The organism is Pseudomonas sp. AF32 (assembly GCF_022342325.2).
Taxonomy (GTDB): Bacteria; Pseudomonadota; Gammaproteobacteria; order Pseudomonadales; family Pseudomonadaceae; genus Aquipseudomonas; species Aquipseudomonas uvaldensis.
In genome coordinates, this window is sequence record NZ_RQJK02000022.1 from 18631 (window position 1) to 32772 (window position 14142).

At 61.6% G+C, this 14142-nt stretch carries 11 protein-coding genes and 2 riboswitches; of the genes, 3 read left to right on the top strand and 8 right to left on the bottom strand.

What is annotated here, in order from left to right; translation table 11 throughout:
* The first annotated feature begins 34 nt into the window (after positions 1-34).
* Positions 35-1066, top strand: coding sequence for a protease SohB (gene sohB, locus EGM97_RS19920; protein WP_238964346.1), 1032 nt, complete (start codon positions 35-37; stop codon positions 1064-1066).
* A 204-nt stretch (positions 1067-1270) separates the two neighbouring features.
* Here the strand turns inward: sohB and EGM97_RS19925 are convergent, their stop codons facing one another.
* The 4 genes from EGM97_RS19925 to metH form a co-directional block, all read right to left on the bottom strand.
* Positions 1271-1765, bottom strand: coding sequence for a DUF934 domain-containing protein (locus tag EGM97_RS19925; protein ID WP_238964347.1), 495 nt, complete (start codon positions 1763-1765; stop codon positions 1271-1273).
* The gene (locus tag EGM97_RS19930; RefSeq protein WP_238964348.1) at positions 1749-3407 is read right to left on the bottom strand and encodes a nitrite/sulfite reductase; all 1659 of its coding nucleotides are present in this window, start codon (positions 3405-3407) and stop codon (positions 1749-1751) included. The genes EGM97_RS19925 and EGM97_RS19930 overlap by 17 nt, the downstream gene beginning before the upstream one ends.
* A gap of 546 nt (positions 3408-3953) precedes the next feature.
* Positions 3954-4172: a DUF2970 domain-containing protein gene (locus EGM97_RS19935; protein WP_024781254.1), complete on the bottom strand. Its 219-nt coding sequence runs from the start codon at positions 4170-4172 to the stop codon at positions 3954-3956.
* Positions 4173-4258: 86 nt separating this feature from the next.
* The gene (gene metH / locus EGM97_RS19940) at positions 4259-7969 is read right to left on the bottom strand and encodes a methionine synthase (RefSeq protein ID WP_238964349.1); all 3711 of its coding nucleotides are present in this window, start codon (positions 7967-7969) and stop codon (positions 4259-4261) included.
* Positions 7970-8122: 153 nt separating this feature from the next.
* Here metH and EGM97_RS19945 point away from each other — a divergent pair, with 153 nt between their 5' ends.
* Positions 8123-10414, top strand: a complete 2292-nt coding sequence (locus EGM97_RS19945; RefSeq protein ID WP_238964350.1) for a fatty acid cis/trans isomerase — start codon at positions 8123-8125, stop codon at positions 10412-10414.
* A gap of 83 nt (positions 10415-10497) precedes the next feature.
* The gene (gene nfuA / locus EGM97_RS19950; RefSeq protein ID WP_053154301.1) at positions 10498-11082 is read left to right on the top strand and encodes a Fe-S biogenesis protein NfuA; all 585 of its coding nucleotides are present in this window, start codon (positions 10498-10500) and stop codon (positions 11080-11082) included.
* Positions 11083-11222: 140 nt separating this feature from the next.
* On the opposite strand, the gene cobM is transcribed toward nfuA, so the two are convergent.
* The 4 genes from cobM to EGM97_RS19970 all read right to left on the bottom strand — a co-directional run bounded on the left by cobM (position 11223) and on the right by EGM97_RS19970 (position 13335).
* Positions 11223-11969 carry a precorrin-4 C(11)-methyltransferase gene (cobM, locus tag EGM97_RS19955; protein ID WP_238964351.1) on the bottom strand — a complete coding sequence of 249 codons (747 nt, stop codon included), beginning with the start codon at positions 11967-11969 and terminating at the stop codon, positions 11223-11225.
* Positions 11970-12044: 75 nt separating this feature from the next.
* Positions 12045-12443, bottom strand: coding sequence for a cobalamin biosynthesis protein (locus EGM97_RS19960; RefSeq protein WP_238964352.1), 399 nt, complete (start codon positions 12441-12443; stop codon positions 12045-12047).
* Positions 12440-13135: a CbtA family protein gene (locus EGM97_RS19965; protein WP_238964353.1), complete on the bottom strand. Its 696-nt coding sequence runs from the start codon at positions 13133-13135 to the stop codon at positions 12440-12442. Before EGM97_RS19965 ends, EGM97_RS19960 begins: the two co-directional genes overlap by 4 nt.
* A gap of 11 nt (positions 13136-13146) precedes the next feature.
* Entirely contained in the window at positions 13147-13335 is a 189-nt protein-coding gene (locus EGM97_RS19970) for a CbtB domain-containing protein (RefSeq protein WP_238964354.1), read from the bottom strand.
* 101 nt (positions 13336-13436) lie between these two features.
* Positions 13437-13659, bottom strand: a riboswitch (cobalamin riboswitch).
* Positions 13660-13859: 200 nt separating this feature from the next.
* Positions 13860-14089: riboswitch (cobalamin riboswitch) on the top strand.
* Positions 14090-14142 lie beyond the last annotated feature (53 nt).

The following is a 14142-nucleotide window of genomic DNA, read 5'->3' on the forward strand; positions in this document are numbered from 1 at the left end:
CCCGAGCGGTGAGTTGAATCTATTAGGAGTCATCGTGGAGTTTTTTATCGAATACGCCGGGTTCCTGGCCAAGACCGTGACGCTGGTGATCGCCATACTGGTGGTGCTGGCCAGTTTTGCTGCGCTGCGCAGCAAGGGGCGGCGCAAGTCGGCCGGCCAGTTGCAGGTGAGCAAACTCAACGATTTCTACAAAGGGTTGCGTGAGCGCCTGGAACAGACGCTGCTGGACAAGGATCAGCTCAAGGCCCTGCGCAAGACCGAAGGCAAGACTGAGAAGGCCAAAAAGAAACAGAAGGACAAGCCGGCGACCAAGTCGCGGGTGTTCGTGCTGGATTTCGACGGCGATATCAAGGCATCGGCCACCGAGAGCTTGCGTCATGAAATCACCGCGTTGCTGACCCTGGCGACCCCGAAGGACGAAGTGGTACTGCGGCTGGAAAGCGGTGGCGGCATGGTCCACAGCTACGGCCTGGCCTCTTCGCAACTGGCCCGGATCCGGCAAGCCGGCATACCGCTGACGGTGTGCATCGACAAGGTCGCGGCCAGCGGCGGCTACATGATGGCCTGTATCGGCGAGAAGATCATCAGCGCGCCGTTCGCCATTCTCGGCTCCATTGGCGTGGTGGCACAGTTGCCGAACGTCAATCGCCTGCTGAAGAAACATGACATCGACTTCGAAGTCCTGACGGCCGGTGAATACAAGCGCACGTTGACGGTGTTCGGCGAAAACACCGAGAAGGGCCGGGAGAAATTCCAGGAAGACCTGGACATCACCCACCAGTTGTTCAAGCGTTTCGTGTCCAGCTACCGGCCGCAACTGGCCATTGATGAAGTAGCGACCGGTGAAGTCTGGCTAGGGGTCGCCGCGCTGGGCAAGCAGTTGGTGGACGAATTGAAGACCAGTGACGAATACCTGGCCGAACGCGCCAAGACTGCCGAGCTCTATCACCTGCACTACGCCGAACGCAAAAGCTTGCAGGAGCGTATTGGCGTGGCTGCCAGCGGTTCGGTGGACCGGTTGCTGCTGAACTGGTGGAGTCGTTTGACCCAGCAGCGGTTTTGGTAATCCGCCAGCCTCGCTTGCGCCACTGCCCCTGTGGGAGCGGGCTTGCTCGCGAAGGCGGCGGCCCAGTTAGCATCATCTATTCAGACAGACTGCTTTCGCGAGCAAGCCCGCTCCCACAGGGACTCGTGTTGACTTGGCGGCTTTGACAATAAAAAAAGCCCTGAACCGGCATAACCGGATCAGGGCTTTTTATTTGGAGCAGTCTCAGCGACGACGAAACAGCGGCAGCGGTTCGTCAGTGGCCGCCTGGTACGTCACCGAAAAGTCCTTGAGGCTTTCGAGGGCTTCGTAAGGGTCCTTGTCGGCGCGCAGGGCAAAGGCATCGAAACCGCAGCGGCGCATGTAGAACAACTGGTCCCGCAGTACGTCGCCAATGGCTCGAAGTTCGCCCTTGAAGCCGTAACGATCACGCAGCAGGCGAGCGTTGGAATAGCTGCGCCCGTCGGTGAATGCCGGGAAATTCAAGGCGATGACCTGGAACTGGTTGGCGTCGTCACCGATTTCTTCGGCTTCCTCGTCCGCGTCCAGCCATACGCCCAGGCCGCCGTCACGGACCTGCAGGGCGCGAGCGTGATCCCGCCATAGCGCCAGGGGCACGATCAGATCGTCGCAATTGGAGATACCGTCGAGGGTCGCGTCCTTGGGCAGCAGGTGCCAGGTTTCGTCGATGACTTCGTTGTTCTTAATGATTCGCTGCATAGACGCGTTCCTTGAAGAGGTCGATGCCGATACGTTGGTAAGTGTCGATGAAGCGCTCGTCTTCGGTACGTTGTTCGATGTACACGTCGATCAGCTTCTCGATCACGTCGGGCATGTCATCCTGTGCGAAGGACGGGCCGAGGATCTTGCCCAGGCTGGCATCACGGGAACCGCTGCCGCCCAGGGAAACCTGATAGAACTCTTCGCCTTTCTTGTCCACGCCCAGAATGCCGATATGGCCCACATGGTGGTGACCACACGCGTTCATGCAGCCGGAAATGTTCAGGTCCAGCTCACCGATGTCGAACAGGTAGTCCAGGTCATCGAAACGACGCTGGATCGATTCGGCGATAGGGATCGACTTGGCGTTGGCCAGCGAGCAGAAGTCGCCACCCGGGCAGCAGATGATGTCGGTCAGCAGGCCGATGTTCGGCGTGGCGAAGCCTTGCTCGCGCAACTCGCCCCACAAGGTGAACAGTTGGCTTTGCTCGACATCCGCCAGGATGATGTTCTGCTCGTGGGACGTGCGCAGGAGGCCGAAGCTATAGCGGTCGGCCAGGTCGGCCACGGCATCGAGCTGCTTGTCGGTGATGTCGCCCGGTGCGACGCCGGTCGGCTTCAGGGACAGGGTGACCGCAACGTAGCCAGGCTTCTTGTGGGCCAGGGTGTTGCGGGTGCGCCAGCGGGCGAAACCTGGATATTCCTTGTCCAGCGCAGCCAGCTCGGCGTCTTGATTGCTCAAGGCCTTGTACTGCGGGTCGACGAAGTGCTTGGCCACCCGGTGGACTTCGGCTTCGGTCAGCGTGGTCTGGCCGCCGCGCAGGTGAACCATTTCGGCCTCGACCTTTTCGGCGAACACTTCAGGCGTGAGCGCCTTGACCAGGATCTTGATCCGCGCCTTGTACTTGTTGTCGCGACGGCCGTAGCGGTTGTACACCCGCAGGATGGCGTCGAGGTAGCTCAACAGGTCCTGCCACGGCAGGAACTCATTGATGAACGAGCCGACCACCGGGGTACGGCCCAGGCCGCCACCGACCAGCACACGGAAGCCCAACTCGCCCTGGGCGTTGTAGACCGCCTCCAGGCCGATGTCGTGTACCTCGATGGCTGCACGGTCCGAACTCGAGCCGTTGATGGCGATCTTGAACTTACGTGGCAAGTAGGCGAATTCCGGGTGGAAGGTCGTCCACTGGCGCACGATTTCACACCACGGCCGAGGGTCGATCAGCTCATCGGCGGCGACACCGGCGAACTGGTCGGTGGTGACGTTGCGCAGGCAGTTGCCGCTGGTCTGGATCGCGTGCATCTGCACGGTCGCCAGCTCGGCCAGAATGTCAGGTACGTCTTCCAGGGCCGGCCAGTTGTACTGGACGTTCTGCCGGGTACTGATGTGGGCGTAGCCCTTATCATAGTCGCGGGCGATCTGGGCCAGCTTGCGCACCTGGCGCGAGGCCAGTTGGCCGTAGGGCACCGCCACGCGCAGCATCGGGGCGAAACGCTGGATATACAGGCCATTCTGCAAGCGCAGGGGGCGGAATTCTTCTTCGCTCAGCTCGCCTGCCAGATAGCGTCGGGTCTGATCACGGAACTGCTTGACGCGGTCCTCGATGATCCGCTGATCGTACTCGTCATATACGTACATATAAGTCTCGGTCTCAGGCTTGGGCCGATCAGAAACAGCTGCGTGTTGGCTCGCTGGAATCGGGTTCTGCCTCGGCAATTCTGCGCGCACGGCCGCGCACTCCTAGAGGAGCCGGTGCAAGATACCTGTTTTGAGATATGCGCAAAAGTGATGTTTGAGTATATGCAAAGAACCAAATCGACTAATGAGATTGATTATTGCCTAACCCACATTTGTCGTGCGGGCAATCATCGTCTTAACTGTGGTCGAGTCCCTATGCAATCACCTACAAAACCGACAAGAGGCGATGCAATGAGCAATCCGACCAAAGCAAGGAAAAGCGACAGTACCGTTGATGCCTGGGCCATTCTGTTCCTGATTATCCTGGTGGTAGGCACCGCGGTGTTCTGGGTCAGCCATCAATAACCCGTTATCCAGGCAATGAAAAACCTGTGAGAGCGAGCCTGCTCGTGATAGCGGCATGTCAGTCGACATCATCATTGACTGATGCACCGCTATCGCGAGCAGGCTCGCTCCCACAAGGTTCGTTGTGTGATTCGAAGATCGCTACAACCCCGCCAGGTGCACCACCAGCTTGACGATGCCGAACAGGGTCAGGGCGAATATCACCGTGAAGGCGATGCCCAGTATCACGAAGTGACTCGGTTTGCCGTGGGTGAAGTCACGGGCGCGGTTCTTGCCGCTCTGCACGCCGAAGGCGGCAGCCAGTACGCTGTGCATCATCTGCAACAGGGTAGGCGGCTTGTTGTCGACTGGATCGTCCATATATCCCTCGTCTGCCATGTGTTTGGGACAAGCATAGACAACCCGCGAAAAAAGATCGCGACCGTTGCCGGCCGCGATCTTCCGGATCAGCTGTCGTAACCCAGGTTAGGCGCCAGCCAGCGCTCGGTCACGCTCAGGTCCTGGCCCTTGCGGCCGGTGTAGCTCTGGACCTGGTCCTTGTCGATCTTGCCCACGGCAAAATACTGCGCCTGGGGATGGGCGAAGTACCAGCCGCTGACCGCCGCCGCCGGGAACATGGCGTAGTGCTCGGTGAGGAACACGCCGCTGCGCCCGGCCTTCAGTTCGCTGGCCTCGGGGTCGAGCAGGCGGAACAAGGTGGCTTTCTCGGTGTGGTCCGGGCAGGCCGGGTAGCCAGGGGCAGGGCGGATGCCGGTGTATTGCTCCTTGATCAGAGCCTCGTTGTCCAGGTTTTCGTCCTTGGCGTAGCCCCAATAGTCCTTGCGCACCTGCTGGTGCAGCCATTCGGCGCAGGCTTCGGCCAGGCGGTCGGCCAGGGCCTTGACCATGATCGAGTTGTAGTCGTCACCAGCCTCCTGGTAGGCCTTGGCCACTTCTTCGGCGCCGATGCCGGCGGTGGTGATGAAGCCGCCCACGTAGTCGGTCACGCCGCTGTCCTTCGGCGCGACGAAATCGGCGAGGGAGAAATTAGGCTTGCCGTCGGTCTTGATGATCTGCTGGCGCAGGTGATGCAGGCGCGCCAGGGGCTTGCCGTCCTCGCCATAGACTTCCAGATCGTCGTCGTGCACCTGGTTGGCCGGCCAGAAACCGAACACGGCGCGGGCGCTGATCAGCTTTTCATCGATGAGCTTGCGCAGCATCGCCCGGGCGTCCTCGTACAGCGCGGTAGCGGCTTCACCCACCACCTCGTCGGTGAGGATGCGTGGGAACTTGCCCGCCAGGTCCCAGGAAATGAAGAACGGCGTCCAGTCGATGTAGTCGGCCAGGACATCCAGATCGATGTCGTCCAGCACCCGGGTACCGGTGAAGGTCGGCTTGACCGGCTCGTAGCTGCTCCAGTCGAACTGTGGTTTCTTGGCCACCGCTGCCGGATAGCTCAGGCGCTCGGTGCGGGCGCTGCGGTTGGCGGTGCGCTCGCGCACGTCAGCGTATTCCTGACGGGCCTTCTCGACGAACGCGGACTTGAGTTCCTTGGACAGCAGCTGGGTCGCCACGCCTACGGCGCGGGAGGCGTCGGTGACGTAGATCACCGCGTCATTGCTGTACTTGGGTTCGATCTTGACGGCCGTGTGGGCCTTGGAGGTCGTCGCGCCGCCGATCATCAGGGGCAGATGGAAGTCCTGGCGCTGCATCTCGCGCGCCACGTGCACCATTTCATCCAGGGACGGAGTGATCAGGCCGGACAGGCCGATGATGTCGCATTTCTCGTCCTTGGCGACTTGCAGGATCTTCTCCGCTGGCACCATCACGCCCAGGTCGACGATGTCATAGCCGTTGCAGCCCAGCACCACGCCGACGATGTTCTTGCCGATGTCGTGGACGTCACCCTTGACCGTTGCCATCAGGATCTTGCCCTTGGCTTGCGGCTTGTCGCCTTTTTCCGCTTCGATGAACGGAATCAGGTGGGCCACGGCCTGCTTCATGACGCGGGCGGACTTGACCACTTGGGGCAGAAACATTTTGCCGGCGCCGAACAGGTCGCCAACGATGTTCATGCCAGCCATCAATGGTCCCTCGATCACTTCGATCGGGCGGGCGAAGGACAGGCGCGACTCTTCGGTGTCTTCGACGATGTGCGTGGTGATGCCCTTGACCAGCGCATGTTCCAGGCGCTTGTTGACGTCCCAGTTGCGCCATTCCTCGGTTTCCGCTTCCTTGACGCCGCCGTCGCCCTTGTACTTGTCAGCGATGGCGAGGAGGGCATCGGTGCCTTCCGGGGTCCGGTTGAGGATCACGTCTTCCACGGCGTCGCGCAGTTCCTGCGGGATCTGGTCGTAGATCTCCAGTTGGCCGGCGTTGACGATGCCCATGGTCAGGCCCGCACGGATTGCATACAGCAAAAAGACTGAGTGAATCGCTTCGCGCACCGGGTTGTTGCCCCGGAACGAGAACGACACGTTGGACACGCCGCCGGAGGTCAGCGCATAAGGCAGCTCGTCGCGGACATAGGCACAGGCGTTGATGAAGTCCACGGCATAGTTGTTGTGCTCTTCGATACCGGTGGCGACGGCGAAGATGTTCGGGTCGAAAATGATGTCTTCTGGCGGGAAGCCGACTTCATTGACCAGAATGTCGTAGGAGCGTTTGCAGATTTCCTTCTTGCGCGCCTCGGTATCGGCCTGGCCGGCTTCGTCGAAGGCCATCACCACCACGGCGGCGCCGTAGCGCTTGCACAGCTTGGCGTGATGGATGAACTGCTCGACGCCTTCCTTCATGCTGATGGAGTTGACGATGCCCTTGCCCTGAATGCATTTGAGACCGGCTTCGATCACCTCCCATTTCGAGGAGTCGATCATGATCGGCACACGGGAGATGTCCGGTTCGCCGGCGATCAGATTGAGGAAGGTCACCATGGCCTTCTTCGAATCGAGCATGCCCTCGTCCATGTTGATGTCGATCACCTGCGCACCGGCCTCGACCTGTTGCAGGGCCACTTCCAGTGCTTCGGTGTAGTTGTCCTCGCGGATCAACCGGGCGAATTTGGCGGAGCCGGTGATGTTGGTCCGCTCGCCGACGTTGACGAACAGCGAGTTGCGATCGATGGTGAACGGTTCCAGGCCCGACAGGCGGCAAGCCCTGGGGATCTCGGGGATCTGCCGCGGTGCATAGCCGGCCACGGCCTTGGCGATGGCTTCGATGTGCGCCGGGGTGGTGCCGCAGCAGCCACCGACGATGTTCAGGAAGCCGCTCTGGGCAAATTCTTCGATGACCTTGGCGGTGTCCGCCGGCAGTTCGTCGTACTCGCCGAATTCGTTGGGCAGGCCGGCGTTCGGGTGCGCCGAGACGTGGGTGCTGGCCTTGTTCGACAGTTCTTCGAGGTATGGGCGCAATTCGCGAGCACCCAACGCGCAGTTCAGGCCGACGGAAATCGGCTTGGCGTGGGCCACGGAGTTCCAGAACGCTTCGGTGGTCTGGCCCGAAAGGGTTCGGCCGGAGGCGTCGGTGATGGTGCCGGAGATCATGATCGGCAGCTCGACGCCCAGTTCTTCATAGACGCCCTGCACGGCAAAGATCGCCGCCTTGGCGTTCAGCGTGTCGAAAATGGTTTCGATCAGGATCAGGTCCGCACCGCCTTCGATCAGGCCCTTGGTGCCCTCGGTGTAGTTCTCCACCAGTTCATCGAAGGTCACGTTGCGGTAGCCAGGGTTGTTCACGTCCGGCGACAGCGAGCAGGTGCGGCTGGTCGGGCCGAGCACGCCGGCCACAAAACGTGGCTTGTCCGGGGTTTCGAGGGTCTTGGCGTCGGCGACCTTGCGGGCCAGGCGTGCGCCTTCCAGGTTCAGCTCATAGGCCAGGCCCTGCATGCCGTAGTCGGCCTGGGACACCTGGGTCGCGTTGAAGGTGTTGGTTTCCAGGATGTCGGCGCCAGCGTCCAGGTAGGCTTTTTCAATGGCGCCGATCACGTCGGGGCGGGTCAGCACCAGCAGGTCGTTGTTACCCTTGACGTCACTCGGCCAGTCGGCGAAGCGTTTGCCCCGGTAATCCTGTTCTTCCAGCTTATAGCTCTGAATCATCGTGCCCATGCCGCCGTCGAGGATCAGGATGCGTTCCTTGAGGGCTTGCTGGAGAAGATAGAGGCGAGCGCTGCGATCAGACATGAGGACTACCCGGAAAAAGCCATTACGAAGGCAGAAATGATAGCAAGCTTGTGCAGGATTTGATCATGAGCAGCTTTTACATGAATATCGCTCATGTTTGCATCGGCGTGCTGGCCCGGTAGAATCGCCGGATTCACGCTTAAGGATCGAGACATGCCGTACCGCGTCTTATTCGGCAGTCTGTTGCTGCTGTTGTCTTTTCACGCAGCCGCAAAGGATCCCGCCCAGGCGCTGTCCTATACTCGCGACATCCAACCGATCTTTACCGAGAAGTGTGTGGCCTGCCACGCTTGCTATGACTCCGCTTGCCAGTTGAACCTGGGCAGCGGTGAGGGCGCGACCCGGGGCGCCAGCAAGCTGTCGGTGTACGACGGCGAGCGGCGCCAGGCGGCCGCTCCGACGCGCTTGTTCTATGACGCTTCCGGTAAGCGTGCCTGGCAGCAAAAGGGCTTTTATTCCGTACTCGATGCCCAGGGCAGCCAGGCGGCACTGATGGCGCAGATGCTGGAGCTGGGGCACAGCACGCCGCTACAGCCCAACGCCAAATTGCCGGAAGACATCGTATTGGGGCTGGATCGGGAAAACAGCTGCGCGATGCCAGGGCAATTCGCTGAATATGCCGCCGCGCATCCCAGGGAAGGCATGCCCCTGGCCGTCACCGGCCTGACCGACCAACAATACCAGACCCTGCAGCGCTGGCTGGCCGCCGGCGCCCCCATCGACCAGCAGGCCCTTGCTCCGAGCGCTGCCGAAGCCTTGCAGGTGGTGCAGTGGGAAAACCTGCTCAATGCCCCTGGCGCTCGGGAAAGTCTGGTCGCCCGCTGGTTGTTCGAGCATTGGTTCCTGGCGCATATCTACTTCAAGGACGGCGAGCCAGGGCATTTCTTCCAGTGGGTGCGTTCGCGTACGCCCACCGGCCAGCCCATCGACCTGATCAATACCCGCCGCCCGAACGACGACCCCGGCACCCGCTTCTATTACCGGCTCTGGCCGGTGCAAGGGGTGATTGTGCACAAGACCCACATCACCTATGGCTTGAGCGCGGCCAAAATGGCGCGGGTCAAGAGCCTGTTCTACAAGGGCAATTGGCAAGTCACGGCATTGCCGGGCTACGGCCCGGAGCGGCGGTCCAATCCGTTCTCCACGTTCGAGGCGATCCCGGCCCAGGCCCGTTATCAGTTCATGCTCGACAATGCCGAGTATTTTGTCCGCACTTTCATTCGCGGCCCGGTGTGCCGGGGCCAGATTGCCACGGATGTGATTCGCGACAATTTCTGGGCGCTGTTCCAGGCCCCCGAACATGATCTCTACATTACCGACCCGAACTATCGCGGCCAGGCCACGCCCCTGCTGGCGATGCCGGGGCAGAACGACGACGTGGGCAGTGTCGTCAGCTTGTGGCTCGATTACCGCGACAAGCGCAACGAGTACGAAGCCTTGCGCCGGGACAACTACGCCGAGCTGCCGGCACCGAGTTGGTCGACCCTGTGGGCCGGAAACGACAACGCGCTGTTGAGCATTTTCCGGCACTTCGACAGCGCCTCGGTTACCAAGGGGCTGATCGGCGACGTGCCGCAGACCATGTGGCTGTTCGATTTCCCGTTGCTGGAGCGCACTTACTACCAATTGGCGGGCAATTTCGATGTCTTCGGCAATGTCTCCCACCAGGCCCAGACCCGGCTGTACTTCGACCTGATCCGAAATGGCGCGGAACTGAATTTCCTGCGCCTGATGCCGGCCGATTCACGGCAGGGCTACCTCGATGACTGGTATCAGTCCGGCGGCAAGTTCAAGATGTGGTTGGATTACGAGGACATCGACAACGATAAGCCGACCGCCCTCAAGCTCGATGAGCAGGATCCCAAGCGTGATTTCGCCAGGCAATTGCTGCTTCGCTACGGGGAGCTCAATGCGCGACCCGATCCGATCAACCGTTGCGAAGGGGCCTATTGCTCGCGCCCGAACATCGATCCTGCGCTGCAGAATGCCGAACAGGCCCTCAGTCGCCTGGTATCACGGCCGGCCGCCGGGCTTGGCGTGATACACCACTTGCCCGAGGCCACCCTGCTGCGTATCGAAACCGCTGGCGGCCGGCGCGAGGTCTACAGCTTGCTGCGCAACCGGGCCCACAGCAACGTAGCCTTCCTGCTGGGCGAAGCGATGCGTTACCAGCCGGGGCTGGACACCCTGACGGTATACCCGGGCGTACTCAGCAGTTACCCGAATTTCATGTTCAACATCCCGGCCGGGCAGGTCCCGGCGTTTGTCGATGCCATGGGAAAAGCCGAGGAGAGTCAAGCCTTCGAGCGGATTGTCGAGCGCTGGGGCATCCGGCGCAGCCACCCGCAGTTCTGGCAGTACTTCCATGATCTGAGCCGGTACATCCAGGAAACCGAGCCCCTGGAGGCGGGTGTGTTGGATATGAATCGCTATCAGAACCTTTGATCGGCTTTCCTGACAAAAATACTGGGACTTTGTCCGGCGCCCTGATTTGGCGTAAACTGCCGGCAAGCCTGCGAGGAGTTTCCATGACCGCCATTACCATTACCGACGCCGCCCACGATTACCTGGCCGACCTGCTGTCCAAGCAGAACACCCCGGGTATCGGGATCCGCATCTTCATCACCCAGCCTGGCACCCAGTACGCGGAGACGTGCATTGCCTACTGCAAGCCGGGGGAAGAGAAACCCGAAGACACCGCCCTGGGGCTCAAGAGCTTCACCGCATACATCGACTCGTTCAGCGAAGCTTTCCTGGACGACGCGGTGGTCGACTACGCCACCGATCGCATGGGCGGCCAACTGACCATCAAGGCCCCGAACGCCAAGGTGCCGATGGTCAATGCCGACAGCCCGATCAACGAGCGCATCAACTATTACCTGCAAACCGAAATCAACCCGGGGCTGGCCAGCCACGGCGGGCAGGTTTCGCTGATTGATGTGGTGGACGACGGCATCGCCGTGCTCCAGTTCGGCGGTGGCTGCCAGGGCTGCGGCCAGGCGGACGTTACGCTGAAGGAAGGCATCGAACGCACCTTGCTTGAGCGTATTCCGGAGCTCAAGGGCGTGCGCGATGTGACCGACCACACCCAGAAAGAAAACGCCTACTACTGACGGCTACTCGCTCCCACAGGTTTATGCTGGATGCAGAACCTTGAACACCCGGGGACCCCTTGTGGGAGCGAGCCTGCTCGCGATGACGGCGGCACATTCGACATTGATGCAAGCTGGCCCACCGCTTTCGCGAGCAGGTCTCAAGGCCTGTAGAGATGCGCATGTCCGGCGCGGTACAGCGACGATTCGCTGAACACGTCATTGCCCAATACCCGTCCCACCAGAATCAGCGCCGTGCGGCGAAAGCCCTTGGCCTGCACCCGTGCCGCGATGTCGGCCAGCGTACCCATCGCCCAATCCTGATCCGGCCAGGTGGCTCGGTGAATCACGGCAATCGGACAATCCGCGCCGTAGTGGGGCAGTAACTCCTCGACGATTTTTTCCAGGTGATTGACCCCCAGGTGAATCGCCATTGTCGCGCCATGCTGCGCGAGGCTGCACAGTTCTTCTCCGGCGGGCATGACGGTTTTGTCGGCATAGCGGGTGAGAATCACGCTCTGGGACACGTCCGGCAACGTCAGTTCGGTACCCAGCAGGGCGGCGCAGGCGGAAGTGGCGGTGACGCCGGGGATGATCTCGAAGGGGATATCCAGTTCCCGCAGGCAGCGAATCTGCTCGCCAATGGCGCCGTACAGGCTCGGATCGCCAGAATGCACGCGGGCCACGTCCTGGCCCTTGAGATGGGCGCTGCTGATCAACTCGATGATCTGTTCCAGGTGCAGTTCGGCGCTGTTGATCACCCGTTCGGCACTGTGACCGTCAAGGACGGCCTCCGGCACCAGGGAGCCGGCATAGATGATCACCGGACAACTGCGAATCAGGCGCTGGCCTTTGACGGTGATCAGTTCCGGATCGCCGGGGCCGGCGCCGATGAAGTAAACGGTCATGACCGGTTCCTGAAAGAGGGTGGGCGACGCCTGGATGAGAAGCGCTCATGATCCAGGGAGGGCGATTATCGGTTTTTAACAGCTGACCGCCAATGCCAGCGTCGCCTGAGGGCTTTTCTGGCGGGGAATCCGCAGCGTGGCGGGTGGGGAGCCCAACTGCTCGGCCAGGGCCAGCGCCGCGCTTTCGGCAACGCCGTAGCAGCCGGTGCGTTCGAATGTGCTCTGGGAGCGGTGGCTGAGCCGTTGATCATAACCCGCCAGTTGGACGGCGCTGAAGCAGATCAGCGGCAGTTCCAGTTGTTCGGCCAGTTGCAGCAGGCCCGGCTCGTTGCGCTTGAGGTCGATACTCGCCAGGGCCCGCAGTTCATTCAGCTCAATGCCGTGGGCCCGCAGCGTTTGCTCAAGCAGGGCCCGCAACGTCTCGGCGGAGCAACCCCGGCGACAGCCAAGACCCGCCACCAGAATGTGGCTCACGCGCCGTGATGAGCCGGGTCGCCACGGCGGAACAGCCAGGCGCTGATCAGGCCCAGGGCCAGCCAGAACGCAATGTTGGTCAGTTGCGAGGCGATCTTGAACTGGCTTTCAAGCGCTTCGGGCGCCAGCATCGAGTGAACTTCCGGTTGCGGTGCGCCGATCACGTGGGGCACCACCAGGGTCGCCAGGCCCAGCAGCTTGAGCAAGCCATGCCTGCCGAACGCAATCAGGGCGATACCCACCGCCGTGGACGCCGCGGTGCCGATCCACCACATCTGCCGCTGAGCCAGGTCGGCAGCGGCTGTGCCGGGGAGCTCCGGTGGCAGGCCGAGGGTCGGCGCCAGGACGAAGGTGGCATAGCCGGCCAGGCCCCAAAGCAAGCCCTGGGACGTGCGGGTCGGCGCGCGCAAGGCGTACAGGCCCGCCAGCATCAGGGCGAAACCCACCGCGACCACCAGATTACCGCCGGTGGTGGAGAGCACGCGTTGCCAACCATCTTCCGGTTCCCAGGCTTCGGCATCGTGGGTGTGGGCAACACCGTCGGCGTGCTGATGGACTTCGACGGCCGGCGCTTTTTCGTAGGTTTCGGCCTGCAGAATCAGCGGCGACACCCAAAGACTCTGCAGGAGCGTCAGCAGCAGGGCGGCCAGCAATCCGCTGAAACCGGCGGTCCGGGCGATTCGCTTGAACATGGCGTCAGATCTCAGTGGCAGGGAAAGGCGGCGCTGTGGCGGGTGTCGTGGGCGGCGTTGTGCACCGCTTCGATGTGTGAGAAACCGGCGAAATACACCAGCGCCGCGCCCATGATCGAGGCAAGGATGGCCGCGCTCAGGCGTTGGCTCAGGGTGCTGGTGCTGCTGGCGGAGCGGGCGGTGCTGCTGATGGTCGACATGGCGCTTCCCTCTGTTGTTGTCCAGTGGGTGAGTCGAGCGCAATGAAATCCCGGGCGAAAGCCCGCCAGAATTCGAACAGCGCCCGCCCACCGCGGGTTTGTCAGTGTTTGAGTCATGGGCCGGTCTCCGGGCTCGCGAGGGGCAGGGCCTGCGCCTTGCCTGCAAGCGTCACCTTCCCATGTCATCGGACACAGTGGCTCAGACGCTTCGCTCGCTTACCGTTGCGGGGGCAGCACCGGACTGACGTGGCCTTGGAGTAAAGCACACGATTCACCGGTTTCCCGTTTCACCCTGTGAAGGGCACCCATAACAAGCGCACAGGAGAGCATGGGCGGGGGCGGGGCGTCAATTAGAGGCTGAAACCGAGTCGCGGCCATCGCGAGCAGGCTCGCTCCCACAGTTGATCTGTGTTGAACATGAATGTTGTCTGCGACGAGATTAATTGTGGGAGCGAGCCTGCTCGCGATGAGGTCGGCACAGACACCACAGAACGCGAAGACATTGACCCGCCCCCATACCCTGCGTAGCCTTGCGCCTTCGAGGTTCTTCGACACAGCGTCGAAGCTAAGAAGGGAACGCGGTCCAAGCCGCGGCTGCCCCCGCAACTGTGAACGGTGATGTTGCTGCAAGGCCACTGTAGATGCCTGATCAAGGGCACACGGGAAGGCGCAGCAAACGCCAGTCCAGGCTTTGGATGAAAAGCCGGACCGGCCCGCCGTCAGCCAGGAGACCTGCCTCGAAACAGAATTCTTACGACAACCGGGCGGGGTGATCCGGTGGCGAAATCTTCCGCGCATGTCTGTGCC

Excerpts from the sequence above, each read along its gene's own strand:
- EGM97_RS19925 (WP_238964347.1), bottom strand. The coding sequence starts at position 1,765 with ATGCAGCGAATCATTAAGAACAACGAAGTCATCGACGAAACCTGGCAC.
- EGM97_RS19935 (WP_024781254.1), bottom strand. The coding sequence starts at position 4,172 with ATGGACGATCCAGTCGACAACAAGCCGCCTACCCTGTTGCAGATGATG.
- nfuA (WP_053154301.1), top strand. The coding sequence starts at position 10,498 with ATGACCGCCATTACCATTACCGACGCCGCCCACGATTACCTGGCCGAC.
- EGM97_RS19930 (WP_238964348.1), bottom strand. The coding sequence starts at position 3,407 with ATGTACGTATATGACGAGTACGATCAGCGGATCATCGAGGACCGCGTC.
- EGM97_RS19970 (WP_238964354.1), bottom strand. The coding sequence starts at position 13,335 with ATGTCGACCATCAGCAGCACCGCCCGCTCCGCCAGCAGCACCAGCACC.
- EGM97_RS19965 (WP_238964353.1), bottom strand. The coding sequence starts at position 13,135 with ATGTTCAAGCGAATCGCCCGGACCGCCGGTTTCAGCGGATTGCTGGCC.
- metH (WP_238964349.1), bottom strand. The coding sequence starts at position 7,969 with ATGTCTGATCGCAGCGCTCGCCTCTATCTTCTCCAGCAAGCCCTCAAG.
- EGM97_RS19945 (WP_238964350.1), top strand. The coding sequence starts at position 8,123 with ATGCCGTACCGCGTCTTATTCGGCAGTCTGTTGCTGCTGTTGTCTTTT.
- cobM (WP_238964351.1), bottom strand. The coding sequence starts at position 11,969 with ATGACCGTTTACTTCATCGGCGCCGGCCCCGGCGATCCGGAACTGATC.